This is a genomic window from Delftia sp. HK171 (assembly GCF_001886655.1).
In the GTDB taxonomy this organism is placed as follows: Bacteria; Pseudomonadota; Gammaproteobacteria; order Burkholderiales; family Burkholderiaceae_C; genus Comamonas; species Comamonas acidovorans.
Genome location: NZ_CP018101.1, coordinates 5986234 through 6012100 on the forward strand (window position 1 = coordinate 5986234; position 25867 = coordinate 6012100).

A 25867-nucleotide genomic window follows, 5' to 3' on the forward strand; every position below is an offset into this window, starting at 1 on the left:
GGTAAAACGATGATCGAAAACGCGTTGTATGTGGGTTCCGTGGGCAAGGCATTCCGCGTGCTGGACTGCTTCAAGGGCGCGGCGGGCGACCTGAGCCTCACGGAAATCATGGAGCGCAGCGGCCTGGACAAGAGCGCCGCCCAGCGCTACGCCTACACCCTCAGCGCCGAGGGCTACCTGCAGCAAAACAGCCAGACCCGCCGCTACCGGCTGGGCCCGGGCGTGCTGGACCTGACCTTCCATTTCCTGCGCACCCATGCGCTGGCCGAGGCGCTCAACCCCCTGCTGCTGCAGCTGTCCAAGGACACGGAGCAGAAGATCAGCCTGTCGCTGCGCGACGGCGACTGGCTGGTGCACGTGCTGCGCCACCAGACCAGCACCGAGCACTACCACGCCTCGCTCGTGGGCCGGCGCGTGCCCCTGCAATGCACTGCAGGCGGGCGCGCCGTGATGGCACGGCTGGACGAGGCGCAGGTGGAGCAGCTGCTGGCCCCCGGCCGCCTGCTGGCCAGCACGCCCCGGACGCTGACCACGGCCAAGGCCGTCCAGGCGGAACTGAAGAAGGTGCGCGAGCGCGGCTACGCCATGGTGGTCGATGAATTCATCATGGGCGAGGTCGCGCTGGCCGCCGCCGTGGTCGATGCCGACGGCGTGCCGCTGGGCGCCCTGCACCTGAGCGGATCGTCAAGCCAGTGGAGCGGTGCCGACTACGCGAAGAAGTTCTCGCCCCTGCTGCTCAACGCCATCGCCCAGTACGAGCGGCGCAACGCGTAGCGCCTGCCGTCCAGCGCGGATCCCGCTATACTGCGCCCCTTCTTTCTTGAACGAGCTGCTGCAGGAAAGACGTTTTCCGGGCCTTTGCCGCCCGGGTGTCTTTCATCGTCCGTACACCCATCGGACGCGGCGAGCGCCAACCAGGCCTCGCGGATCTGCAGCCATGAGCACTCCTCAACGACTCCAGCGTGCCTTTGCACGCACGGGCATCTCCCTCGACTATCGCGACGGCATCTACCACGTGCGCGATGGCCAGGCCGAGGCCCACATTCTTCTTCCCGACAGCCTTCCCCTGGAGGACAAGGCCGTGCGCCAGCTTCTGGCCTTTGCGGCCGTGCGCCGGCATGACGGCCAGGGCAGCCACGGCGCCGTCTGCCGCGCCTGCGCCACGCCCGACTTCCATCCGGGCACGGTGGCGCCCGTGGGCAGCGTGGTGGCCACGCCATCGGACTTCGTCATTCCGGCCGCCATCGGCACGGACATCAACTGCAGCGTGCGCCTGCTGACCACGGGTGCCCGGCTGGACCAGCTGGCGCCGCACAAGGGCCGGCTGGTGGAACTGCTGACCGCCAGCCTGCTGGGCAGCGGGCGCGACGTGCCCGTGACCACGGCCGCCTTCCGCGCGCTGTTCGACCACGGGCCGGCCGCCTTTGTGGACCGGCTGAGCGGCCAGGGCCTGTGGGGCCATGTCGACAGGGACCGCCTGCACCGCGAGCTGGCCGCCTGCATCGGCCTGGACAGCTTCGCTGGCAGCGCCCGCCACGCGCCCCATGCCTATCTGCAGGAGCGCCATGCCGTGTTCCGCGACCCGTGCCTGGGCACGGTGGGATCGGGCAACCATTTCGTGGAACTGCAGGTGGTCGACGAGGTGCTGGACCGCCACGCGGCCTACCGCGCCGGACTGCGCGCGGGCGACGTGGTGGTGATGATCCACAGCGGCTCGCGCGACCTGGGCTTTTACGTGGGCCAGGCCTGGATGGACCGAGCCCGGGCCGAGTGGCCGCAAGGCGTGAAGCACCCTGCCAGCGGCCTGTACGGCCTGTCGGGTCCGCTGGCCGGCGAGTACCTGCAGGCCATGGGCGTGGCGGCGCGCTATGCCTGGGCCAACCGCGTGGTGCTGGCCGAGCTGGTGCGCAAGGACCTGGAGCAGATCGTGGGCGCAGCGGATTCGCGCCTGGTGGTCGATGTGCCGCACAACGTGGTTCTGCAGCAAGGCGGCATGAACATCCACCGCAAGGGCGCCACGCCGGCCAACGAGGGCGACTTCGCGCTCATCCCGGGGTCCATGGGCGATGCCTCCTACCTGGTCACGGGCCTGGGCGCGGCCGACTGGCTCTGGTCCTGCAGCCATGGCGCGGGGCGGCGCATGCGCCGCCAGGCCGTGCGCGCACTGCGCCCCGAGGCCCGCGCAGGCCATGCGGGCGAGCAGGGCTGGCAATGCGTGACGCTGCGCGAGGAGCGGCGCATCGAGGAGGCGCCCGAAGCCTACAAGCCCATCGGCCCGGTCATCGAGTCGCAGGAGGCCGCCGGCCTGATCCACGCCGCCGTGAAGCTCAGGCCCTGGATCACCTTCAAGGCCTGAGCACCGGCAGGCGCCTCACTGCAGCCGCAAGCCGTCCGCCGCACGGTCCTGGGCCAGCTTGCGGTACAGCGTCTGGCGGCTGATGCCCAGCATGCGCGCGGCCTGGGTGACATTGCCCCGGCAGTTCTCCAGCGCCTGCCGCACGGCCGAGCGCGAGAGTTCATCCAGGCTCTGCGGCGCAGCGTCGAGCCGGGGGCCGCTGCGGGCGGTCTGCGCCAGCTCGGCCTGGAAGTCATCGGGCAGGTGCTGCCATTGCAAGCAGTCCTCATGGGGATCGAGCATGGCGCAGGCCGTTCTCAGCACGCTGGCGCACTGGCGCAGATTGCCGGGCCAGCCATGGCCGGCCAGCTGCGCCAGCAGGGCCGGTGCCATGCGCAGCGGGCGCGCGGGTTCGATGTCGGCCAGCATGCGCGCGGCCAGCGCCTCGAAGTCGCCGCGCTCGCGCAGCGGAGGCAGCTCCACGGCCAGGCCGTTGATGCGGTAGTACAGGTCGGCACGAAAACGCCCCTGGTCGGCATCCTCGCGCAGCCTGCGGTTGGAGGCGCTGACCAGCGCGAAATCGACCGCAACGGGCGTGCCACCGCCCAGCGGCACCACCTGCCGCTCCTGCAGCACGCGCAGCAGCCGGGTCTGCAGCGACAGCGGCATGTCGCCGATCTCGTCCAGGAACAGGGTGCCGCCGTGCGCCTGGCGCAGCAGGCCCGCCTGTCCTTCGCGCCGCCCGCCCGTGAAGGCGCCCTGGCGGTAGCCGAACAGCTCGGCCTCGATCAGCGACTCGGGCATGGCCGCGCAGTTGATGGCCACGAAGGGGCCGTCGCGGCGCGGCCCGCTGTCGTGGGCCGCGCGCGCAAACCATTCCTTGCCCACGCCGGACTCGCCCTGGATGAGCAGCGCAATGGGCTTGCCCAGCACGCGCCGGGCCTTGTCGGCCGCCGTGCGCCAGCGCGCATCGCCCGTGTCCAGCCGCGCCAGCGCATCGCGCGCCGGCTGCTGCGGCGCCTGTTGCTGTTGTTCTGCAACCCGCTCCACGACCGAGGACCGGACCGTGCGCCGGTCCGGCACCAGCTGGCCGAACAGCGCCGTGCCGTCATGGCGCCGCAGCGGCTGGGCCGCATCGGGCTGGCGGTGCTGGCGTGACAGCAGCTCCTCCAGGCCCGCGTCCAGCACCTGCTCCAGCGACACGCTGCCCAGCTGCGCCCGCGACAGGCGCAGCAGGGCCAGCGCGGCGCGGTTGGCGCCCACCAGCCATCCGTCCGCGGAGATCAGCGCAATGCCTTCGGCCACCGTGCCAATGCCTTCGGGCCGCGCGTGCAGGTGCAGGCGGATGTGGCGCTGGCCGTCGCAGGCCATGAGGCGGTTTTCGATCATGCGGGCCGCCGTGCCGACCAGGCCCAGCGTGTGCGGGCTGCCCCGGCCATGTTCGCTGGAGATGTCCAGGATGCCCAGCAGCTGGCCCGTGCCCGACAGGATGGGCGCGGCCGCGCAGGTGAGAAAGCCGTTGCGCTCCAGGAAATGCTCGCCGCCCTGGATTTCGATGGAGTCCATCTCGGCCAGTGCCGTGCCGATGGCATTGGTGCCGCGCTGCGCCTCATGCCAGGACGCGCCGCTGGCCAGGGCCACGCGCTCGGCCTTGCCCAGAAAGAAGGGGTCGCCGCAGGTATCCACCAGGGTGCCGCAGGGGCCGGCCAGCACCACCACGCTCTGGCTGCCGCGCACCTGCTCGGACAGGTATTCCATGACGGGCCGTGAATGCGCCAGCAGCGCATGGTGGCGGCTGCGCAGCACGCCCAGCGCGTGCTGCTCCAGGTTGTCGGCGGCGCCCAGCCGTCCTGTGGGACGCAGTCCCTGCTCGATGCAGCGCTGCCACGAGCGCGCCAGGCGCTCGTCCACCAGGCCGCTGGGGCACAGGCCTGACTCCATCAGGCTGTGACGGGCCTGGCGCAAGGCCACAAGGGAGGCTCTCGATTGCATGCTGTCTCCTGCTCGGGCGTCATTGCGCCGCGTTGCAGACCAGTATGCGGGGCCGGCGGGCACCGGGCAAGCCAAGTGGCAGGCCAGGCGCCCGACTGTTCCATTTCTGGACAGTTGTCCTGTTGCGCAACGTCACGGCACAGGGCGAACGCGCACGGGAATACCCGCAGCAGCCACGTCCCGCGTGCCTTTGCGGGCACCTGCCCTGCGGCCTGCAGGCTGGCACGGCTTTTGAATCATGTCTGCCGTCCGGCCATGGCCGGATATCCCGATCCACACCCGATCACAACAGACCCATAAGCATCCTCAGGAGACAAGCAGCATGACCGTCTACGCAGCACCCGGCGCCGCTGGCGCCAAGATCGCCTACAAGGCCCGCTACGACAACTTCATCGGCGGCAGGTTCGTACCTCCGGTCAAGGAGCAGTACTTCGACGTGGTCACCCCCATCAGCGGCAAGGTCTACACCCGCGCCGCGCGTTCCACGGCCGAGGACATCGAACTGGCGCTGGACGCCGCCCATGCCGCCAGCGACGCCTGGGGCCGCACCAGCGCGGCCGAGCGTGCGAATGTCCTGCTGAAGATCGCCGACCGCATCGAGGCCAACCTGGAGCTGCTCGCCTATGCCGAGACCGTGGACAACGGCAAGGCCATCCGCGAGACGCTGAATGCCGACATCCCGCTGACCGTGGACCATTTCCGCTATTTCGCGGGCTGCGTGCGCGCCCAGGAAGGCGCGCTCAGCCATATCGACGAGACCACGGTGGCCTATCACATCCAGGAGCCGCTGGGCGTGGTGGGCCAGATCATTCCCTGGAACTTCCCCATCCTCATGGCGGCCTGGAAGCTGGCGCCCGCGCTGGGTGCGGGCAATTGCGTGGTGCTCAAGCCGGCCGAGTCCACGCCCATCAGCATCCTGATCCTGGCCGAGCTCATTGCCGACCTGCTGCCGCCCGGCGTGCTCAACATCGTCAACGGCTTCGGCCGCGAGGCCGGCATGCCGCTGGCCACCAGCAAGCGCATCGCCAAGATCGCCTTCACGGGCTCCACCTCCACGGGCCGCGTGATCGCCCAGGCCGCGGCCAACAACCTGATACCGGCCACGCTGGAGCTGGGCGGCAAGTCGCCCAACATCTTCTTCGCCGATGTGATGGACAAGGACGATGCCTTCCTCGACAAGGCCGTCGAAGGGCTGGTGCTGTTCGCCTTCAACCAGGGCGAGGTCTGCACCTGCCCCAGCCGCGCGCTGATCCACGAAAGCATCTACGACCGCTTCATGGAGCGCGTGCTCCAGCGCGTGGCCGCCATCCGGCATGCCAACCCGCTGGACACCGATAGCATGATGGGCGCGCAGGCGTCCAAGGAGCAGCTCACCAAGATCCTGTCGTACCTGGACCTGGGCAAGCAGGAGGGCGCCGAGGTGCTGGCCGGCGGTGGCCAGGCCCACCTGGGCGGCGACCTGGAAGGCGGCTACTACGTGCAGCCCACGCTGTTCAAGGGCCACAACAAGATGCGCATCTTCCAGGAGGAAATCTTCGGCCCCGTGCTGGCCGTGACCACCTTCAAGGACGAGGCCGAGGCCCTGGCCATTGCCAACGACACGCTCTACGGCCTGGGCGCCGGCGTGTGGAGCCGCAACGGCAACGTGGCCTACCGCATGGGCCGCGCCATCAAGGCCGGGCGCGTGTGGACCAACTGCTACCACGCCTACCCGGCGCACGCGGCCTTTGGCGGCTACAAGGAATCGGGCATCGGCCGCGAAACCCACAAGATGATGCTGGACCACTACCAGCAGACCAAGAACCTGCTGGTCAGCTACAGCGAGAACAAGCTGGGCTTCTTCTGAAGTTCTTCCCAGGTGAATGCGGCCGGCGGCGCACAGCGCGGCCGGCCGCCCAGGAAAGGACCAACCCATGGTTGACAAAGTGATTGCCACCGAGGCCGCGCTGGCGCTGATCGCCGACCTGCAGGCGCAGCACGGGCCGGTGTTCTTCCACCAGTCCGGGGGCTGCTGCGACAACAGCGCCGCCAACTGCTACCTGCCCGGCGAGCTGACGATAGGCGCCCAGGACGTGCTACTGGGCCAGGTGGGCGGCGCGCCTTTCTACATCGGCAAGTCGCAGTACGAATACTGGAAGCACACCCAGCTCATCCTCGACGTGATCGAGGGCCAGGGCGGCACCTTCTCGCTGGAGGGCAGCACGGGCAAGGCCTTCCACACACGCTCCAGGCTGTTCACGGACGAGGAATACGCCGAGATCCTGGCCAGCGAGGGCAACGGCCCCTGACAGGGGCCGCGCGGCGGGCTACTTTCCGGTCAGCCGCTTGACCGCGGCCTCGGTCTGGCGCACATGCTCGTCCGGGTCCGAGCCGATGTGCACGAAGCGGACCTTGCCGTCCTGGCCGATCACGTAGGAGATGCGGTCGGCGCGCTGGGGGTCGGCGGCGGCCGAGGCGTCGTAGGCGCGGATGGTCTGCGCCTGCGGGTCCGATGCCACGGCGAACTGGTCGCGGCAGGCCTCGGTGGAAAAGCGCTTGAGCGTATCGATGTCGTCATGCGACATGCCCACCACCGTGGCGCCCATGGCCGCGAAACGCGGCGTGGCCTCGGCAAAGGCGTGGGCTTCCATGGTGCAGCCCTGGGTGAAGGCCTTGGGGAAGAAATACAGCACCACCGGCCCCTTCCTGAGCGTGGCGGCCATGTCGAAATCAAAGGCCTTGCCCGCCACGGCAGCCGGCGTGGTGAAACGCGGCGCGCTGTCGCCCACCTTGAGCGCGGCCTGGGCCAGCGGCGACAGCAGCAGCGCCGCCAGCAGGGGAGCGGCGGCACGCGCGCAGCGGCGGCCCAGGGATGCGCGTGGGTGGATGGAATCGCCGCAGCGGATATCGGACATGCATGGCCTCCTGAGCCTGGAACGGGATGCCCCATTGTGGCCAATCGGCCAAAGCCCTGGGCGCGTGTGCCGTGCATCAGCGCCGTGCTTCGCCGGGCCTGATCCTGAACCAGATCGAGTACATGGCGGGCAGGAAGACCAGCGTCAGCACCGTGCCGGCGAGCGTGCCGCCGATCAGCGTATAGGCCAGCGTTCCCCAGAACACCGATTGGGTCAGCGGGATGAAGGCCAGGATCGCCGCCAGCGCGGTCAGGATCACGGGCCGGGCGCGCTGGACGGTGGCCTCCACCACCGCCTGGAACGGCGCAAGCCCCTCCTGCTCGTTGTGCTGGATCTGCCCGATCAGGATCAGCGTGTTGCGCATCAGGATGCCCGACAGCGCGATCAGCCCCACCAGTGCATTGATGCCGAAGGGCTGCTGAAAGACGATGAGCGTCGGCACCACGCCGATCAATCCCAGGGGGCTTGTCAGGAACACCATGACCATGGCCGATATCGACCGCACCTGCAAGATGATGATGATCAGCGTGATGGCGATCATGATCGGGAACAGGGGCAGCATGGCCGTCATGGCCTTGCCGGATTCCTCGATGGAGCCGGCCTCGTCGATGCGGTAGCCCGCAGGCAACGCCTTCCTGATGGGCTCCAGCTGCCGGGTGATGGCCGCCGACACATCGGGCGGCTGCAGGCTGTCATCGATGTCACCGCGGACCGTGATGGTGGGCATGCGGTCGCGGCGGCGCATGACGGGCTCCTCCATCTGCACGGTGACCTCGCCCAGCTGCGACAGCGGTATGCGCTGGCCAGTGGCGTTGGTGAGCGTGAAGTCGCCGACCCTGGCCACATCGTGGCGGGTGCCGCCCGCAGAACGCGCCATCACCTGCACGGTGCGGATGTCCTCGCGCACGGTGGTCACGGGCACGCCGCTGAGCAGGAACTGCAGCTGCTGCGCGACCGCCGCGGAGGTCAGGCCCATGGCCTGCAGCCGGTCCTGGTCCAGGGTGAAGCGCATGACAGGGGTGCGCACGCCCCAGTCGGAGTTCACGGTCCGCATCATCGGGCTGTCATGCAGCACCTGGTGCACCTGGCCGGCAATGTCGCGCAGCCGCTGCGGGTCGGGGCCGGAGACGCGATACGCCACGGGGAACGGGGAGTACGGCCCGAACACGATCTGCGATGCGCGCACCTGCGCCTGCGGAGCCAGTCCCTGGGAGACGGCCTCGCGCAGCTTCAGCTTGAGCGCGTCGCGCTGCGCCTGGTTGGCGGTGCGCACGACGATCTTGGCGAACGACGGGTCGGGCAGCTCAGGCGAGATGGCCAGAAAAAAGCGCGGTGCGCCCTGGCCGATATAGGCGGTCACGATCTCCGATTCGGGCTGCTGCAGCAGCCAGGCTTCCACCGTGCGGGTGGTCTCGCTCGTCTGGCCGATGGAGGTGCCGTAGGGCATCTGCACCTCGACCATCACCTCGGGCCGGTCGGAGATGGGAAAGAACTGCTTCTTCACGATGGACATGCCCAGCACGGAAGCCACCATGAGCCCGCCCACGACTGCGGCCACCATGCCCTTGCGGGCGATCACCTTGCCCAGCACGCGCCTCAGGCGCTCGTAGCGGGGCGTGCCATACATCGCCGCATGTCCGCCTTCGACCTTCTTGAGAGGGGGCAGCATCTTCACGCCCAGATAGGGCGTGAACACCACGGCCACCACCCAGGACGCGATGAGCGCGATGCCGACAATCCAGAACATGTTGCTGGTGTACTCGCCTGCAGCGGAGCGGGCGAACCCGTTGGGCATGAAGCCCACCGCCGTCACCAGCGTTCCGGACAGCATGGGCGCCGCGGTATGGCTCCAGGCGTAGGCGGACGCGGCGACGCGGTCGTAGCCCTCCTCCATCTTCACCACCATCATCTCGATGGCGATGATGGCGTCGTCCACCAGCAGGCCCAGCGCAAGGATCAGCGAGCCGAGCGTGATGCGGTCGAAATTCTTTCCCGTGGCGGCCATGATGATGAACACGGCCGCCAGCGTCAGCGGCACGGCTGCAGCCACCACCACGCCAACGCGCCAGCCCATGCTGGCGAAGCACACCACCAGCACGACCAGCAGCGCGGCCAGGAACTTGAGCATGAACTCATCGACGGAGGCGCTGATGTTCACAGCCTGGTCCGTCACCTTGGTCAGACCCATGCCCAGCGGCATGTCTGCGTTGATGGCGCCCACCTCCCTGTCCAGCGCCTTGCCCAGGTCCAGCCCGTTCCAGCCGTCGCGCATGACGACGCCCAGCAGCAAGGCCGGCTCCGCACCGTTGCGGATGATGAAGGTCGAGGGGTCTTCGTAGCCGCGCTGTACGGTGGCGATGTCGGACAGCTTGACCGTGCGGCCCTGGGCCACGATGGGCGTGTCGCGGATCTTCTGGAGCGCGTCGAACGCCCCGTCGATGCGGATGAACACCTGCGGTCCCTGGGTCTCCACCGACCCGGCAGGGGTGAGTGCGTTCTGGTTGTTCAATGCCGCGAAGACGTCCTGCGGGCTGATGCCCAGCGTGGCCAGGCGCTCGTGCGAGAACTCCACGTAGATCCGCTCGGATTGCTCGCCGACGATGTTGACCTTCTTGACGCCCGGCACATGCAAAAGACGCTGGCGCAAGGCTTCGGCATCGCGCACCAGCGCCCTGGGCTCCTCGCCGCGCGCCTTGAGGGCGTAGATCGCAAAGGTCACGTCGGCGTACTCGTCGTTCACCATCGGGCCGATCACGCCCGCCGGCAGGTTGCGGGCCTCGTCACCGAGCTTCTTGCGGGCTTGGTAGAACTCCTCCTGCACCTCGCCGGGGGGCGTGGAGTCGAGCAGGGTCAGCGTGGTGAAGGCCAGCCCCGGTCTGACGAAGGTTTCGGTGCGGTCATACCAGCGCAGCTCCTGCAGGCGCTTTTCCAGCTTCTCTGCCACCTGGTCCTGCATTTCCTGCGGGGTGGCGCCAGGCCAGGCCGTGATGATCGTCATGACCTTGACGGTGAAGGCCGGATCTTCCGCCCGGCCCAGCTTCAGGAAGGCAAAGACACCCGTCAGCGAAATCAGCAGGATCAGGAACAGCGTGATGGAGCGCTCACGGACGGCAAGCGCCGATAGGTTGAAACGGCCTTCACTCACGGGACGCTCCCGTGGACACGGAGGACGCCGTGGACGTTGTTGCCGTTGAAGGCGCCGGCGCCTCGCTGTCCAGCCGCACCTGCGCGCCCTCGCTCAGCAAATGCGCGCCGAGCGCGACGATCCGCTCCCCAAGGCCCAGCGCACCCACCACCTGGGCATTGCCGTCCTGTACCTGAACCACGGTGACGGGCTGGCGCCTCACCTGATCGCCCTGCACCACCCAGACAGCGGCGCCCTTGCCCTCGTCGAGGATGGCGCCGATGGGGACCTGCAGGGTTGCCTTGCCCGCTGTCGCTGTAGATGTCGATGTCGCTGTTGCTGTCGATGTCCCGCCCATCCTGAGCGTGACCGTGCTGCCCAGCGGGGCGCTGGCCGCCGCGCCGGCGTCCAGCACATAGCGGGCCTCAAAGGTGCGGGTGGCCCGGTCGGCCACATCGGACAGCTGGCGCAGTCTGGCGGGGATGACCACATCCTCCCTGCCGAACAGGCGGGCCTGGGCCGCCGAGCCCAGCGCCGGGCGCAGTGTTTCGGGCAACTGTACGACCGCTTCGCGCCTGCCGGCATGGGCGAGGCGCACGACCACCTGGCCGGCACTGACGACCTGGCCAGGCTCGGCAAGTGTTTCCATCACGATGCCATCGGCATCGGCCAGCAGTTCGGCGTAGCGGCTGGCGTTCAACGCTGCGGCGGCCTGCGCTTCGGCCGCCCTGAGCTGGGCGCGGGCGGAATCCGCGGCCGCCTTGATCTGTTCATGGGCCAAGGCCGAAACGGCACCCGTTCCCTGCAGGTCACGGTAGCGCTGCTCCTCGTCGCTGGCCTGCTGCGCACGTGCCCTGGCGGCTGCGACGGCCTCCTGCTGGGCATGGGCGGCCAGCTTCAGGTCCACCGGGTCGAGGCGCAGCAATGCCTGGCCGCGCCTGACCGTCTGGCCTGTATCCACCAGGCGCTCGAGCACCTTGCCGGCCACGCGAAATCCAAGATCGCCCTGCACCCTGGCCGCGATGGTGCCGGTGAAGACGCGCTCGGAAGCATTGCCTGGCGCTACCAGGGTGGTACGAACGAGGGGTGGCTGAGTGCGCGGATCCGGCGGCGTGCTTTTGCCGCAGGCAGCGAGTGCAAGTGACAGTGCGCCGACAGCGGCGATGGACAGATGGCGGTGCCGAAGCATGAGGGGTCCCGATCAATGAGCAGGACCCGATTCTGTGATTAGTGACCATATATGTCAATGGTCACAACTGCGGATTTTAGGGCGACAGGCTTCTCAGCACCAATCCGGCCAGTTGTGCCGGCGCCTCGTCCGCATGGTCGAGGCTGTGCTGCAGCATCACCGGGTTCAGATAGGGGAGCATGACCAGGAAGATGGCACGCCCGGTTTCATCCAGTGGCGTCTTGCGCTCGAAGTCGCCCCGCTGGCGCCCGGCATCGAGTATCTGCAGCAGCAGCTGATGCATGCGTTCCTCATAGGCCTGCGCTGCCTGCCAGCGCTCGGCCGACGCGGAAATGGCGATCTCGTACAGCTTGCGGTCTTCGGAGAAAAGCCGCAGCGTGGCAGCGACGATCGCCTTGAACAGGCGCCGCAGCTGCTCGGGAGGCGTATCCGTGCTGGCGACGGCCTGGCGGATCTCCGCCTCCATCTCCATCAGGCAGTTGGAACAGATCATCTCTCCGATGACCTGCTTGGACTCGAAGAACTTGTAGATGTAGGCCTTGGAAAAGCCGATGGCCTTGGCAAGGTCGGACACCGTGGTTTTCTCGTAGCCATAGCGGCTGAAATGCTCTTTCGCCGCAGTCACGATCTGTTGCCGGACATCGTGTTCGACCGGGCCGCGCGCAGAGGTCGGATAGACGTTGGTGGTGCTCATGCGGCCTAGCTTACTCCATCAAAAAAATACTATGCAAGTGACCATTTTGGAATATAGTCACAGCGTCACCACGCTTCTGACTGTTGAACATGCCGCGTCTTGCCGCCCCCGTCTTTCTGATGCTCGCCAGCCTCTGTGCAGGGTGTGCGGTAGGCCCTGACTACCAGCCACCCGCCACGACCCTGCCCCAGGCCTACATGGGCAGCCGCGTTCTGGGCGAGACCAAGCCGCCCTCGCCGGACTCCTCCACGGACCTTGCGGCCTGGTGGGCAGCCTTTGGCGATGCGCAGATGGCGCGCCTCGTCACGGCGGCACTGCAGCAAAACCTGGATGTTGCCCAGGCCGCTGGCCGCGTGCTTCAGGCACGCGCCGGGCTGGATGCGGCGGCAGCCGCCCTGCTGCCGTCGGCCCAGATCTCGGCGCAAACGGCCAGGAGCTATCAGTCGGTCGAGACTCCGTTGGGCCGGGTGCTCGACTCCATGCCGGGGTTCGATCGCTACGGAAGCGCCCAGGAGGCCAACCTCGGAGCCAGCTGGGAGCTTGATCTCTTCGGTGGCCTGCGCAGGGCCAGGCAGGCTTCCCTGGCCGAGTACCAGGCATCGGAAGCCGGCGCCACTGCCGTGCGGCTCGCGGTGGCCGCCCAGACTGCGGACACCTATATCCAGATTCGCGGCCTGCAGGCGCGGCTGGCAGTGGCACGCTCGCAAGTGCAAACCCAGCAGCAACTGCGCTCCATCGTCGAACTGCGGTTTGGCAAAGGCCTGGCACCGGAGCTTCAGCTGCGCCAGGTCGAGGGGGCGCTTGCACGGGCACAAGCCACCGTCCCGCCGCTGGAAAATGCGCTCGAGGCCGCGCTCAACGCCATGGACGTGATGCTGGCCACGGCACCCGGCACGCACCGGGCAGAGCTGGCCGATCCCCGCCCGGTCCCCGTATTGCCCACCCTTTCTCTCGCAGAGGCACCCGGCGATCTGCTGCGGCGACGCCCGGACCTCATCGCGGCGGAGCGGCGCCTGGCAGCGTCGAACGCACGCATCGGCGTGGCGATCGCCGAGTACTACCCGAAGCTATCGATCAGCGGCCTGATCGGCAGCGCCACCTCCATCTCCGCAGGCAATCTCTTCAGCGCCGGCGCGTCGCAGGCCAGCGTTGTGGGCGGCCTGCGCTGGCGGCTGTTCGACTTCGGACGCATCAACGCCCAGATCCACCAGGCGCAGGCACAGGAGGCGGAAAGCCTTGCCGCCTACCGGCAGTCGGTACTGCGCGCCACGGAAGAGGTGGAGAACGCCCTGGTCTCGCTGGACAAGCGGCAGGAGCTGATGGCCGTGCTCGCCAGGGGTGCGGATGCGCTCACGCGGGCCCGGCAGGCCGCAGGCGCCGCCTACGACAAGGGCGTGATCAGCCTGATCGAGGTACTGCAGGCAGATGAAAGCCTGCTGGGCGTGCTCGATGCACAGGCGCTGGCCCGGACGGAGTCGGCGCGATCAACGGTCGCGATCTTCAAGGCACTGGGCGGCGGCTGGACGCCGGAGCCTTCCAGGGCATTGGCAGCCGCCAGCCACGGTCTGCCCGCCAGCGTTGCCCCCTGAACCCGCCACTTCCCGAAAGGAGCCCCCTTTCCACACAGCAAAGAAACCGAACACCCCTGCGGGACATGCGGCCCAGGCGACCTGCCCAAGCAGGCGGCCGAAGCCATGGCCCGGCTCCACCCACCCCCATCCGTCAAACCATGTCAAACACAACCCCCTCCCCCACCGTTGCTGCAGCCGCACGCATCCTGAAGCCGGCGCTTGCGGCCATCGCCTTCTCGACCTGCTTCGCAGCCCATTCGCAGCCGCAAGACGCCTCGGCAGCCACATCGGACGCAGCGCTTTCCCGCGCCGAAGTCATCGCCGATCTCGCACTCTGGCGCCGCGCCGGATTGGACCGCCATGCGGAGATATCGATCTCCTACGGAGTCGAAACGCAGGAATATCGGGCCGCATACCAGGAGTACCTGCGCCTTCGCAACAGCGAGGCGTTCCAGGCGGAGGTCCGCAAGGCGCTGAGTCGGTAAGGCGGAGCGCCTTCCCGCCCAGGCCATCGCTGCAGCGGCTGGCTGCCTGGGGACGTGGCCCGGGGCTTTGCCTACAGGCCCAGGTCGGACAGACCGGGGTGGTCATCGGGGCGGCGCCCCAGCGGCCAGTGGAACTTGCGCTCCGACTCCTGGATGGGCATGTCGTTGATGCATGCGAAGCGCCGGCGCATGAGACCGTCGGCCTCGAATTCCCAGTTCTCGTTGCCGTACGACCGGAACCAGTTCCCGGCATCGTCGTGCCACTCATAGGCGTAGCGGACTGCGATCCGGTTTTCTCCGTACAGCCAAAGCTCCTTGATCAGCCGGTAGTCCAGCTCCTTCTTCCACTTCCTCTCAAGAAGGGCCTGGGCCTCGGCGCGGCTGTTGGCGAACTCTGCCCGGTTGCGCCATTTCGTGTCGAGGGTATAGGCCATCGCAACCTTGGCCGCATCGCGTGTGTTCCATCCATCCTCGGCCAGACGGACCTTTTGGACGGCGCTTGCGAGCGAGAACGGGGGCAGGGGTGGGCGAGTTTCCATGATGTGACCTTTTGAAGAGATGTAGAACGATCTGTCTACATGCATCACTCTAACGGATGTGGAACGATCTGTCTACAATGTCTTCATGAAAACTCCCGAGCCATCCTTCGAGTCATTGCCGCCCCGCGAGCGCATCCTGGTGGCAGCCCATGGCCTTTTCTACGCAGAGGGCATCCGGGCCACGGGTGTGGACCGGATCATCGAGCGGTCGTCGGTCAGCAAAGTCACCTTCTACCGCCAGTACGCCAGCAAGGACGACCTGATCCGGGCGTACCTCGACTACCGCCATGAACGGTGGATTTCCTGGTTCCAGGCCAGCCTGGCGCAGGCGACCGCCCGGGGCTCGTCCGCGTTGGATGCCCTGTCCGCCACCCTCAGGAGCTGGTTCGGCCAGCCCGACTTTCGGGGCTGCGCCTTTCTCAATGCCGCTGCCGAACTGGGCTCGTCCGACCCTGAGATCCTGGCGACGGTCCGGCGGCACAAGCAGGAAATGTCGTCCGTGCTGGATGGCCTGTTCGGTGGCCATCCCGTGTCCGTGGGCGCTGCGCTCACCCTGGTGGCGGACGGCGCCATCGTCCATGCGCAGATGGGTCAGCCGATCGATGAAGTCATGGAGAACTTCAAGGCAGCGGCCGAGGGGGTTGTGAGCCGCCCCGGGTCTTGAGGAGGTTGCGCAAGTTCCGCACCGGGCCTCGTTACTCCCCTGCCAGCGCAACGACAGGATCGAGCCTTGCCGCCTGTCGGGCCGGCATGAAGCCGAACACCAGGCCCGTCGCCACCGCACAGCCGAAGGCCAGCAGCATGGCTCTCGCCGAGAAGACCAGTTCGCTGCCCCAGACGATGAGACCCGCCCCGATGGCCACCCCCGCCACGACGCCGGCGGTTGCGCCGACCATGGTCACCAGCACGGCCTCGGTGAGGAACTGTCGCTGGATGTCCCTTTGGCGCGCCCCGGTGGCCATGCGGATGCCAATCTCGCGCGTGCGCTCCTTCACCGCCATGAGCATGACGTTCATCACGCCGATGCCGCCCACCAGCAGGGACACGGCGGCGATCAGGCTGAGCATCGTCGTCATCGAATCCTGTGCCTGGGCCTGCGCCTGCAAACGCGCGGCTGCGTTGGCGACGAAAAAATCCTCGCGTCCGTGGCGCAAGCGCAGCAACGCCTCGATGGCCGCCTGCGCCGGCAGCACGCTCGGCGAATCCCGCGCCTGGACCACCGTGTAGTGCGGATCGAAGCTGCGACCGTTCGGAAAAACGCGCAGGATGCCCGAGCGGTAGGGCACCACCACCAGGTCGTCTTGCGAACTGCCGCCATCGCCAGCGCCCTTGGCCGCCATGACGCCGACCACCTGGAACGGCGTATTGCCGATGAGAAGTTGCCTGCCCAGCGGCGATTCATCTTCGAAGAACCGCTCGCGCACCTTCTGCCCGATCACGACCACCGGCGCCAGCTGTTCGTCCTCCGCCTCGGTAAAGAACCGGCCTTCTGCCACCGACCAGTGATGGATGGACGGCCATGCATGGGTGGCCGCGATGGTGTCCGCCTGCCAGGCCAAGTTGCCATGTCGCAGCATGGCCGGGTCGCGCGCCACGGGCATGGCGTGCGCCACTTCCGGCAGCTTCTTTATCTCTTCGAGGTCGGCCAGGGTCGTCACGCCCTGCGGACCACCCTGCGGTGGCGGGCGGTTGTTGATGTACATGACGGTCGAGCCCATCGCGCCCAATCGCGCGACCACGTCCTCGCGCGCTCCCATGCCCACGGCCAGCATCACGATGACCGAGGCCACGCCGATGACGATGCCCAGCAAGGTCAGTGCGGTGCGCGAGCGGTGGATGCGCATGGAGCGCCAGGCCGATCGCAGCGCCTCGCGCAGGTCCGGCAGCAGCGGCGTGCCCGGCTCCAGCCGCGCCCGTGCCCCGCCGGGCGCGGGGATGGCCGCGAGCGCGAGGTCTGACGCGGCTCGGCCTGACGCGGCCTGGCCTGACGCAGCGCGGCTCTCCCGGACGTCGCCGACGATGCGCCCGTCGCGGATCTCCACGACGCGCCGGGCCTGTGCCGCCACCTCGCGGTCGTGGGTGATCAGGATGATGGTGTGGCCGGCATCCGCCAGCTCGTGCAGCAGCGCCATGACCTCGGCGCCGCTTTGGCTGTCCAGCGCGCCCGTGGGCTCGTCGGCCAGGATGATGCGCCCGCCATTCATCAGCGCCCGGGCGATGGAGACGCGCTGCTGCTGTCCTCCGGACAGCTGGTTGGGTCGCAGGTGCAGCTTGCCGGCAAGCCCCAGGCGTCCCAGCAGCACGCCTGCACGTTCTGCGCGCTCGGCCCCGGTCTTGCCGGCGTAGATCGCCGGCATCTCCACGTTCTCCTGCGCGGAGTCGGTGGCGATCAGGTGGTAGCCCTGGAACACGAAGCCGAAGGCCTCGCGTCTAAGCCAGGCCAGCTCGTCGGCGACCAGGTCGGCCACGTCACGGCCGTTGAAGCGGTACGTGCCTTGACTCGGCCGGTCCAGGCAGCCCAGCAGGTTCATCAGCGTGGACTTGCCCGAGCCGGACTGGCCGACGATGGCGACGAATTCCCCGGCATGGATGGCCAGGTCGATGCCGTGCAGCACCTCCACCACGGGGCGCCCCGTGGTGGCGCCGCCATAGCGCTTGCGGATGCCCCGCAGTTCGATCAGCGGGGTCACCACCGCAATCTCCTGGGGCCTGCGGCCGGGGCCGTCTCACCGGTGATGATCCGGTCGCCTTCGGCCAGCCCCTCCAGCACCTCCGCCTGAAGGCGGTCCCTCACGCCCAGACGCACACGGCGGACTTCCACGACCTGGTCGGGTGACCGCTCGGCAAGCAGGCGGACCTCGTGCGTCTTGTCGGTGTGCAGGTCGCTGGCGGTCTTGAAGGCGGCCAGCGGAGCGACAAGCACCCCCTGGGCCGCCGCAGCCACCACGGTAGCTTGGGCCGTCATCTGCGGCATCAGGGCGCCGTCGGGATTGTCCACGTCGAACAGCACGGTGTACTGCACGGCCTTCATGGCGGGCGCCGCAGCAGCGCCGCTGCCACCGGCGGCACCGGCACCGGATTGCACGGGCGGGGCCGGCAGCACCTGCCGCACCTTGCCGCTCCATCGGCGCCTGTCCCCTCCGAGCGTGGTGAAGTAGGCAGCCTGGCCCACCTTGACATGGCGGATATCGGCCTCGGACACCTCAGTCCACACCGTCATCCGCGAGAGGTCGGCAATGCGCAGCACCGCGGGCGTCTGGTAGGTGGCGTTCAGCGTCTGGCCTTCCTTGACGTCGATGCCTGTCACCACGCCTTCAATGGGTGCGTAGATGCGCGTGTAGCCCAGCCGCGCCTCGTCGGCGCGCAGACTGGCCGCCGTCTGGCGAATCGTGGCCTCGTACTGCGCCACCTTGGCCCGCGCCGAGCGCCGCATGGCGGCGGCCGTCTGCACGTCCTCCAGCCGGGTGGCTCCATCACGCGCCATCTGCTGCTGGCGGCTGTACTGCTGGCCGGCCAGCTCCGCCTGGGCCTGTGCATCGTCCAGCTGGGCACGCAGGCTGGCAATCCGGGCCTGTCCGGCCTCCACGGTGGCCGCCAGCACGCTGGCGTCGATCTCGGCCAGCAACTGGCCCTTGCGGACCGTATCGCCCGGCTGCACGTGGATATGGGTGATCTGGCCTGATACCTGGGCGCCCACGTCCACCGAACGCACGGGTTGCAAGGTGCCGATGGCCGCGACGCTCGATTCGATGTCGCCGCGGCCGACCGTGGCCGTCTGCCATCGCGGCGATGAATCCGGCCGCAGCAGGAGCCAACCCGCGGCAGCGGCCGCCGGAATCAGGATCGCCAGGGCGAGCCTGCCCGCGCCGGGCCGCCACCGGCGCTGCGTGGAGTGCGGCGGCATCACCGGGCAGCCTCGCAACTCGATGTGGCGTTACGGCGCATGTCGTCGTGCTTTCCGTCCCGCCGGTCAGTAGTCATAGCGCAGGGTCACCGCGAAGCTGCGCGGCGTGCCGGCGAAGACGCCACCGTAGTTGTTGTTGGTCGGGATGGTCTGGTAGTAGTGCTTGTCCAGTGCGTTGCGAACGTTCACCTGCAGCCGCAGGCGGCTGGTGAACTGGTAACCCGCATGCAGGTTCAGCAGCGTGTAGCCGCCCTGCTGGATGCGAAACCCGGCACCGTCGTGCGACATGGCGCTCTGTGCCTGCACGCTGCCGCCCACACGCCACCGTCCACCGGGCAGGCGGTAGTCGGTGGACAGCTTGAAGACCTTGCGCGGCAAGGTGGTGTTGTAGTGCTTGCCCGCATTGGGGCCGGCCACGTACTTCGGGTCGCTGAAGGTGAAGCCGGCGGCAACGTTCCAGCCTGGTGCGGGCGAGCCCGTGACCTCCAGGTCGATGCCACGGTTGCGTACCTTGGCGCCCTCTGTGTAGCAGCGGGCGCCGCCACTGAGCCCGCAGGTCGAGGCCATGCTCAGGGCCACCGGCAGGTTCAGCTGGTCGGTCTGGAACACCGCCAGCGCAGTCTGCAGGCGGCCGTCGAAGAACTGGCTCTTCACTCCGGCTTCGTAGTTCTTGCCCTTCACCGGGTCGAGCAGGCCGCTCGGGCTGTAGTACTGCTGGATCGAATAGATGTCGGTGTAGCTGGCGTAGAGCGCATGCGCAGGGCTCAGGTCATGGACCACGCCCGCATACGGGATGAACTGCCGGCCGGAGTCGAACGAGGCGGTGGTGTACGGGCTGCGGGAGGAATAGCCCGACCAGCTCAACCGGCTGCCGACGATGAAGCTCAGCGCCTCTGTGGCGCGCAGACGGGTGGCGATGGAAGCGCCCTTCTCGTTGCGCTCCAGCGCATAGACGGAGGGCGTGCTGCTGAAGCCCGGCACCCGGATCGAGGAGAAGTCGAAGCCGGTGACGTCTATCGTCTGCGAGCCCCGGGGCGCGTATATGTCGTAGTCGAAGTTGTCCCTGCGGGTGCTCAGGCCCAGCATGAGCTGATGCTGGCGGCCGAACAGGGTGTAGGGGCCTGTGGCATGCAGGTCGAAGGCGAACTGCTTGTCGGTGTACTCCGCGTCCACCCAGGTCAGGGCATGGCTGCCGCCCGAGATCCGTGCGGGGTAATTGGCAACGAAGCTGGCCTTGGAACGCACCGCGTTGAAGGCGGCGGCCAGGTTCCAGCCGTTGCCCAGGCGGTGCTTCACGTCGCCGAAGACGGTGTAGTTGTCCCGGTTCAGGTGCGCGTCGGGACCTGCTTGCGAGGCCGAGCGGTCCAGGGGGTAGAACGAGCCATCTTCCCGCGTGTTGAAGCCGCCCCAGTCATAGCCCTGGTGGTTGTCGCGCTGCGCGCTGAAGCCGAGGCTGGCCGTCGTGGCGGCGCCCAGGTCGGTCTCCACGATGGCGTAGAGCATCCGGTTGTCGGCCTCGGCGCCCTGCCTGAAGCTGTTGGACTGGTTGTTGAGCAGGACGGCGCGGCCGCGCACGGTGCCTTGGGCATTGAGCGGGCCGGATACGTCGAACTGCGCCCGGTAGTCCGCCCAGGAGCCGGCGCCGACCTCGGCACTCATCTGGAACTCGCGCGTCGGCCGCTTGCGCACCAGGTTGATGACGGCCGACGGGTTGCCCGAGCCCTGGAGCAGGCCGTTGGCGCCGCGCACCACCTCCACCCGGTCGTAGATCGCCATGTTGTTGAGCGACATGGCGTCGGCCGAAAAGCTCTCGGCCATGCTGGTGGACAAGCCATCGATCTGCAGGTCCGTGACCTGGAAGCCCCTGGAATAGAAGTACGAGCGCTCGGTGCCCAGCTGGCTGTAGGTGACACCCACAAGGGCATCGGTCACGTCGTCGAGCGACTGCATGTTGGCATCGCGCATCTGCTGCTGCGTCACCACGCTGACCGATTGCGGCGTCTCGCGGATGGACAGGTCCAGTTTGGTGGCAGTGCGCACCCGGTCCGCGGTGTAGGAGCCGGTGCCTTCGGTCGCTCCATTGGCATCGGCTTGCGCCGTCACCGTCACTTCCGCCAAAGTCACCTTGGAAGCCGCAGCCGCTGCTGTCTGGATGGTGAAGGTGCCGGGCTGCGTGCTGACGGCGGCCAAGCCCGTTCCAGCCAGCAGTCTTGCCAAGGCTTCGCGTGCACTGAGATTGCCGCTGACTGCTGCGCCTTGGCGCCCTTCGACCAGCCCGTCATCAAAGAGCACCTGCGCTTGCGTCTGGCGGCCAAATGCCTTGAGGGCTTCAAGCAGGGGCTGGGCCGCGATGTGAAAGGGCTGGCGGGTTTCCATGGCGGCGGCGGGCTGGGCCAGCGCCTCGCCGGGGCTGACGGCCATCACGGCTACCGCTGCCGACACGAGCACCGCCACCAGGCTGGGCCGCAGCACAGGGCCGCACTCCTGTGTGCGGACAGACCGCGCACGGTGCGCGGCCAGCTTCCCATTGTTGTTCTCGAAACGTTCCCTCGTCTGACCTTGGTACATGACCTGTAGCTCCTGGATTCCTTGTGCGTACGACGACGGCAGGCCCAGGGCAGGAAGGCGGGTACGCCCGCTTGCCAGATCAGGCGGGGGCGTAGAGGACAGCCAACTGCGCGGGGATGCCGCTTGCTTGCGGCCGTTGGCTGGGAATCAATCAGAAAGCGGTGATTGCTCATTTCCGTGGCTGGCAGCCCCGGGGCGCAGAAATTCCTCGCCCCTACCCATGAAGAAGCAGGAAAAGGCAAAACCAGAGAACCCGGCAAAATGAAACAATTTGTATCTCAACGAGAACCGATCAGCCAGCCACCCTCGGCGCGCCGCTGCACGCGCACGCTGGCTACGCTGGGCAGGGCCAGGAGGAAGCGTTCCGGCTCCTCCAGCGCAAGCAGGCCCGAAACAGTCACGGCCTGGAGCGCAGGGCTCTCTATCTCCACTGGCTGGCCGAGGTAGCGCGACAGTTCATCCGCCACATGCCGAAGCGTGGCGCGCTTGAAGTAGATCTGCCCGGTCCGCCATTGCGCAACGTCTTGCGTTGCCACTGAAAGGCTGCGGCGGCGCCCGCTGGCGGGATCGATGGCCACACCCGCACCCGGGCCCATGGCGAGCACGGGGGCTTCGGGATGGGTCTTTGAGCGCACCTCGACGCGCCCTTCCTGCACCTGCACCACGAATTCCGGCGGGGCTGCCCGCACATTGAATGCGGTGCCGACGACGCGCACCTGGCTGCCGCTGCTGTCCACGGTGAAGGGCTTGCCGGCATCCGCCGCGACCTTGAAGAAGGCCTCGCCTTGGTCGAGTACGATTTCGCGCCGGCGGGGGTAGTAGCGCACCTGAAGGCGGCTGTTGGCATTGAGCGCCACCTGCGATCCATCGGGCAGGTCGATGCGGCGAAGTTCGCCGGGAGCGGTGGCGATATCGACCGCATAGCTGGCGGTGTTGTCCCAGCGGTGCCAGCCGTACCCGGCGGCGACCACGGCGAACAGTGCTGCGGCGAAGGCCGATGCCATGGCGGGTCTGCGCGGCCGGTCCGTGGCCCCTGCAGCACTGCGTGGCTGCGGCGCCGGCCTGCGGGCGCGCGGCGCTTCGCGGGCGGCAGCCGCTGGCGGGTTGCGCCCGTAGACGGCCGGGAACATGGCCTTGAGCTGCTCCGCTTCACGCCAGGCGCGGCCGACACCGTCCATGGCCTCGCGATGGGCCGGGTCCTGCGCCAGCCACTCGTCGAGAGCGCGCTCGTCCGCGCCCGACCAGCCGGGCTGCTGGCGACGCACATACCACTCGCCCGCGCGATGGTTGAGCCCAAGCACCTGCTCGGGCGGGAGGTCCTGCAACCGGGAATGGCCTGGCTCTGCGCTCATGCTCTTTTGCCCTGCGCCGGTGGGGCGGCGCATTCGTCGTCGTTGTCTTCTTCGGCGTCCAGTGTGCCCTGCAGGGCCTGCAGGCGCCTCATCTGAGTGGCACTTGCGAACAGGATGCGCGTCTCGCAATAGCCGACGGCCCGGCCCAGGTGCTTCACCACCATCCGTGTACTGATCCCCATGCAATCGGCGGTTTCCTCAACGGTGCGCCCCTCGATCCGTTGAAGAATGAAGGCTTCGCGCTGCCGCGGCGGCAGTTCCTGGATCGCCTCGTGCAGCCGCGTCAGCCGCTGGCGGCTCTCGGCTTGACGCTCGGTGTCTCCGAAGCCCTCGGCAGAGATGGCAAGCAGCTCTTGCTGGCAGTCGTCATACGGAACACTCTGGAGCCCGTGCGCCTCCGGGCCCTTTTCCCAGTCGCGTGCCGCCACGCTGCGCACGGTCTGCCGCAGATAGGGCTGCTCCTGCCCGGGCTCGAGATTCCTGCCCGTGGCGGCCACCCGTGCGAACACTTCCTGCGCCGCGTCCTCGACCGCTGCAGTGGTTCGAAAGTGTCGGCGCAACATGCGCATCACAGGCGTGCGCCAACGCGTATAGAGCGCAACCAGGGGAGCCTCTGGAGTCTGGCGTCCAGGTATCGGCTCACCCCGCGCTGCGGAGACCGGATTGCGTTTCATCCCCTAGCCTTTGCGCCCGGGAGGAATGCAGCAGCCGACCGTGAACCCGCAAGGGCACTGCATTCGTCAGTGATGAAAGTCTGGAGGTGAGGCACAACGCGCAGATGGGCAACCGATGCGTGGCGCCGGGGGCCCCACGCATCGGATGGACAACGACGGGAAGGGGCGCCCTGGCCATGTGCGCAGATCGCATGAATAGATGAATGAGATTCATTCCCATTCTAGCGCCTGGACATCCTGCAACCAGGACTCCGGCCCCCAGCGGCGCGCCGCAGGAACTCCATCGGCGCGGGCTCCGCAGATGCCACTTCTTGCCATGGTGCTGGCCGAGCGCCGAGCCAACACCCACCGGAAATCCGTGGCGCAAAAGCATGTGAGGCGTGGTTACACACTGCGGCACATCCGACCCTACCCCTTGAATCCTGGCCGAATTGCCTTATTATTAGCACTCGTTGGGTATGAGTGCTAACAGTCCTCTGTCCCACATTGCTTCGAATGCCGGCCCGCCGGGCCGGCAAGTCTTTGTTTCAACTTTGTTGATGATTTAGGAGTTGGTATGAACCTGCGTCCCCTGCACGATCGCGTGATCGTGAAGCGCCTCGAGAACGAAACCAAGACGGCTTCGGGCATCGTGATCCCCGAGAATGCCGCCGAGAAGCCTGACCAGGGCGAAGTGCTGGCAGTGGGCCCCGGCAAGAAGAACGACAAGGGCGAAGTGATCGCTCTGAACGTGAAGGTCGGCGACCGCGTTCTGTTCGGCAAGTACAGCGGCCAGACCGTCAAGGTCCATGGCGACGAACTGCTGGTGATGAAGGAAGACGACCTGTTCGCAGTCGTCGAAAAGTAATCCGCGCTTCGAAACCGCACTTTCCAACTGAATCCGGAGAATTGAAATGGCAGCAAAAGACGTAGTTTTCGGCGGCGAAGCACGCGCCCGCATGGTTGAAGGCGTGAACATCCTGGCCAACGCGGTCAAGGTCACCCTGGGTCCCAAGGGCCGCAACGTGGTGCTGGAGCGCTCCTTCGGCGCCCCCACCGTGACCAAGGACGGTGTCTCGGTCGCCAAGGAAATCGAACTCAAGGACAAGCTGCAGAACATGGGCGCCCAGCTCGTGAAGGAAGTGGCCTCCAAGACCAACGACATCGCCGGTGACGGCACGACCACCGCCACCGTGCTGGCACAGGCCATCGTCCGCGAAGGCACCAAGTACGTGGCCGCCGGCCTGAACCCCATGGACCTCAAGCGCGGCATCGACAAGGCTGTCGCCGCCCTGGTGGAAGAGCTGAAGAAGCAATCCAAGGCCACCACCACCTCCAAGGAAATCGCCCAGGTCGGCTCGATCTCCGCCAACTCCGACGAATCCGTGGGCAGCATCATTGCCGAAGCCATGGACAAGGTCGGCAAGGAAGGCGTGATCACCGTTGAAGAAGGCAAGTCGCTGGCCAACGAACTCGACGTCGTCGAGGGCATGCAGTTCGACCGCGGCTACCTGTCGCCCTACTTCATCAACAACCCTGAAAAGCAGGTTGCCCTGCTGGACAACCCCTTCGTGCTGCTGTTCGACAAGAAGATCAGCAACATCCGTGACCTGCTGCCCACGCTGGAAGCCGTGGCAAAGGCCGGCCGTCCCCTGCTGATCATTGCAGAAGACGTCGAAGGCGAAGCCCTGGCAACGCTGGTGGTCAACACCATCCGCGGCATCCTGAAGGTTGTGGCTGTCAAGGCTCCTGGCTTCGGCGACCGCCGCAAGGCCATGCTGGAAGACATCGCCATCCTGACGGGCGGCAAGGTCATCGCTGAAGAAGTGGGCCTGGCGCTGGACAAGGTGACCCTGGAAGACCTGGGCCAGGCAGTGCGCATCGAAATCGGCAAGGAAAACACCACCATCATCGACGGTGCTGGCCAAGCTGCTGAAATCGAAGCCCGCGTCAAGCAGATCCGCATCCAGATCGAAGAAGCCACCAGCGACTACGACCGCGAAAAGCTGCAAGAGCGCGTGGCCAAGCTGGCTGGCGGCGTTGCCGTGATCAAGGTTGGCGCTGCCACCGAAGTCGAGATGAAGGAAAAGAAGGCCCGCGTTGAAGACGCCCTGCACGCTACCCGCGCTGCTGTGGAAGAAGGCATCGTGGCCGGCGGCGGCGTGGCTCTGCTGCGTGCCAAGCAAGCCGTGGGCGACCTGAAGACCGGCGATGCCGAGCAAGACGCCGGCATCAAGCTGATCATGAAGGCCATCGAAGCGCCCCTGCGCGAAATCGTGGCCAACGCCGGTGGCGAGCCCTCGGTGGTGGTCAACGCCGTGCTGAACGGCTCGGGCAACTACGGCTTCAACGCTGCCAACGACACCTACGGCGACATGCTGGAAATGGGTATCCTGGACCCGACCAAGGTGACGCGTACGGCCCTGCAGAACGCCGCTTCCGTGGCATCGCTGCTGCTGACGACCGAAGCCATGATCGCCGAGTCTCCCAAGGCTGAAGGCGGCCCTGCCATGCCCGACATGGGCGGCATGGGTGGCATGGGCGGCATGGGCATGTAATTGCCCGCC

Annotated in this window: 20 protein-coding genes; 9 read left to right on the plus strand and 11 right to left on the minus strand. The window is 67.4% G+C overall.

Annotated elements, in window-relative coordinates:
• Positions 1 to 9: 9 nt before the first annotated feature.
• Positions 10 to 774, plus strand: coding sequence for an IclR family transcriptional regulator (locus BO996_RS26790; protein ID WP_043822117.1), 765 nt, complete (start codon positions 10 to 12; stop codon positions 772 to 774).
• Between the two features lie 163 nt (positions 775 to 937).
• Positions 938 to 2356 (plus strand): RtcB family protein, encoded by a 1419-nt coding sequence (locus tag BO996_RS26795; RefSeq protein ID WP_034397062.1) that lies wholly within the window; start codon positions 938 to 940, stop codon positions 2354 to 2356.
• 15 nt (positions 2357 to 2371) lie between these two features.
• Here the strand turns inward: BO996_RS26795 and BO996_RS26800 are convergent, their stop codons facing one another.
• Positions 2372 to 4327, minus strand: coding sequence for a sigma-54-dependent Fis family transcriptional regulator (locus BO996_RS26800; RefSeq protein WP_071956810.1), 1956 nt, complete (start codon positions 4325 to 4327; stop codon positions 2372 to 2374).
• A 322-nt stretch (positions 4328 to 4649) separates the two neighbouring features.
• On the opposite strand from BO996_RS26800, the gene exaC reads away from it, so the two are divergent.
• Both exaC and BO996_RS26810 read left to right on the plus strand, forming a co-directional pair.
• A complete protein-coding gene (gene exaC / locus BO996_RS26805; protein ID WP_012207447.1) occupies positions 4650 to 6173 on the plus strand; it encodes an acetaldehyde dehydrogenase ExaC in 1524 nt (507 codons plus the stop codon).
• Between the two features lie 67 nt (positions 6174 to 6240).
• On the plus strand, positions 6241 to 6615 hold the full coding sequence (locus BO996_RS26810; protein ID WP_071956811.1) for a DUF779 domain-containing protein: 375 nt from the start codon (positions 6241 to 6243) through the stop codon (positions 6613 to 6615).
• An 18-nt stretch (positions 6616 to 6633) separates the two neighbouring features.
• Here BO996_RS26810 and BO996_RS26815 read toward each other — a convergent pair whose 3' ends face one another.
• The 4 genes from BO996_RS26815 to BO996_RS26830 all read right to left on the minus strand — a co-directional run bounded on the left by BO996_RS26815 (position 6634) and on the right by BO996_RS26830 (position 12228).
• Positions 6634 to 7221 carry a peroxiredoxin gene (locus BO996_RS26815; RefSeq protein WP_012207449.1) on the minus strand — a complete coding sequence of 196 codons (588 nt, stop codon included), beginning with the start codon at positions 7219 to 7221 and terminating at the stop codon, positions 6634 to 6636.
• Positions 7222 to 7297: 76 nt separating this feature from the next.
• Positions 7298 to 10366, minus strand: coding sequence for an efflux RND transporter permease subunit (locus tag BO996_RS26820; RefSeq protein ID WP_071956812.1), 3069 nt, complete (start codon positions 10364 to 10366; stop codon positions 7298 to 7300).
• A complete protein-coding gene (locus BO996_RS26825) occupies positions 10359 to 11534 on the minus strand; it encodes an efflux RND transporter periplasmic adaptor subunit (RefSeq protein WP_071956813.1) in 1176 nt (391 codons plus the stop codon). The genes BO996_RS26820 and BO996_RS26825 overlap by 8 nt, the downstream gene beginning before the upstream one ends.
• Positions 11535 to 11610: 76 nt before the next feature.
• The gene (locus tag BO996_RS26830; protein WP_071956814.1) at positions 11611 to 12228 is read right to left on the minus strand and encodes a TetR/AcrR family transcriptional regulator; all 618 of its coding nucleotides are present in this window, start codon (positions 12226 to 12228) and stop codon (positions 11611 to 11613) included.
• 89 nt (positions 12229 to 12317) lie between these two features.
• Here BO996_RS26830 and BO996_RS26835 point away from each other — a divergent pair, with 89 nt between their 5' ends.
• Positions 12318 to 13817, plus strand: coding sequence for an efflux transporter outer membrane subunit (locus BO996_RS26835; protein ID WP_083571233.1), 1500 nt, complete (start codon positions 12318 to 12320; stop codon positions 13815 to 13817).
• A gap of 140 nt (positions 13818 to 13957) precedes the next feature.
• The gene (locus tag BO996_RS26840; protein ID WP_047326459.1) at positions 13958 to 14284 is read left to right on the plus strand and encodes a hypothetical protein; all 327 of its coding nucleotides are present in this window, start codon (positions 13958 to 13960) and stop codon (positions 14282 to 14284) included.
• A gap of 71 nt (positions 14285 to 14355) precedes the next feature.
• On the opposite strand, the gene BO996_RS26845 is transcribed toward BO996_RS26840, so the two are convergent.
• Positions 14356 to 14823, minus strand: coding sequence for a nuclear transport factor 2 family protein (locus BO996_RS26845; protein ID WP_013800686.1), 468 nt, complete (start codon positions 14821 to 14823; stop codon positions 14356 to 14358).
• 85 nt (positions 14824 to 14908) lie between these two features.
• Here BO996_RS26845 and BO996_RS26850 point away from each other — a divergent pair, with 85 nt between their 5' ends.
• A complete protein-coding gene (locus tag BO996_RS26850; protein ID WP_071957226.1) occupies positions 14909 to 15487 on the plus strand; it encodes a TetR/AcrR family transcriptional regulator in 579 nt (192 codons plus the stop codon).
• Between the two features lie 31 nt (positions 15488 to 15518).
• Here BO996_RS26850 and BO996_RS26855 read toward each other — a convergent pair whose 3' ends face one another.
• From BO996_RS26855 to BO996_RS26875, 5 genes are all read right to left on the minus strand, one after another.
• Positions 15519 to 17513: an ABC transporter permease gene (locus BO996_RS26855; protein ID WP_232240424.1), complete on the minus strand. Its 1995-nt coding sequence runs from the start codon at positions 17511 to 17513 to the stop codon at positions 15519 to 15521.
• A complete protein-coding gene (locus tag BO996_RS26860; RefSeq protein WP_013800683.1) occupies positions 17510 to 18727 on the minus strand; it encodes an efflux RND transporter periplasmic adaptor subunit in 1218 nt (405 codons plus the stop codon). Before BO996_RS26860 ends, BO996_RS26855 begins: the two co-directional genes overlap by 4 nt.
• A gap of 66 nt (positions 18728 to 18793) precedes the next feature.
• Positions 18794 to 21199, minus strand: a complete 2406-nt coding sequence (locus BO996_RS26865; RefSeq protein ID WP_071956817.1) for a TonB-dependent siderophore receptor — start codon at positions 21197 to 21199, stop codon at positions 18794 to 18796.
• Positions 21200 to 21573: 374 nt separating this feature from the next.
• On the minus strand, positions 21574 to 22647 hold the full coding sequence (locus BO996_RS26870; protein WP_013800681.1) for a FecR family protein: 1074 nt from the start codon (positions 22645 to 22647) through the stop codon (positions 21574 to 21576).
• Positions 22644 to 23210, minus strand: coding sequence for an RNA polymerase sigma factor (locus tag BO996_RS26875; RefSeq protein ID WP_185070464.1), 567 nt, complete (start codon positions 23208 to 23210; stop codon positions 22644 to 22646). Before BO996_RS26875 ends, BO996_RS26870 begins: the two co-directional genes overlap by 4 nt.
• Positions 23211 to 23877: 667 nt before the next feature.
• Between BO996_RS26875 and BO996_RS26880 the strand changes: the two genes are divergently transcribed.
• Both BO996_RS26880 and groL read left to right on the plus strand, forming a co-directional pair.
• A complete protein-coding gene (locus tag BO996_RS26880) occupies positions 23878 to 24168 on the plus strand; it encodes a co-chaperone GroES (RefSeq protein WP_012207457.1) in 291 nt (96 codons plus the stop codon).
• Positions 24169 to 24214: 46 nt separating this feature from the next.
• The gene (gene groL / locus BO996_RS26885; protein ID WP_013800679.1) at positions 24215 to 25858 is read left to right on the plus strand and encodes a chaperonin GroEL; all 1644 of its coding nucleotides are present in this window, start codon (positions 24215 to 24217) and stop codon (positions 25856 to 25858) included.
• Positions 25859 to 25867: the final 9 nt, after the last annotated feature.